The organism is Pseudomonas sp. RW3S2, from assembly GCF_014268955.1.
Lineage (GTDB): Bacteria > Pseudomonadota > Gammaproteobacteria > Pseudomonadales > Pseudomonadaceae > Aquipseudomonas > Aquipseudomonas wayambapalatensis.
The window spans coordinates 1-313 of the sequence record NZ_JABWRM010000053.1 but is presented as its reverse complement, the minus strand read 5'-3'; the positions used below and the strand labels follow the sequence as shown (position 1 = coordinate 313).

Annotated in this window: 1 protein-coding gene; it reads left to right on the top strand. The window is 66.1% G+C overall.

What is annotated here, in order from left to right:
* Positions 1 to 313 (top strand): AMP-binding protein (locus tag HU748_RS26185; protein WP_186722548.1); only part of this gene is annotated, 313 nt, incomplete at both ends.

Here is a 313-nt window from a genome sequence, read left to right as displayed (position 1 = left end):
ACGGTGCCTTCGCAACCGTGCTGCTTGATGAGCTAACGCTGGACGGCGACGACAGTGACCTGCCAGCCCGTGCCGTGGCCGATAACCTGGCCTATGTGATCTATACCTCCGGCTCCACTGGCCGCCCGAAAGGCGTGGCCATCGCCCACCGCAACTTCGCCGCGCTGGTGGCCTGGTCGCAGCAGGTGTACAGCCAGGCCGATATCCAGGGCGTGCTGGCCAGCACCTCGATCTGCTTCGACCTGTCGGTGTGGGAGCTGTTCGTGACCCTGGCCGGTGGCGGTTTCATCGTGGGGGCGCGCAACGCCCTGGA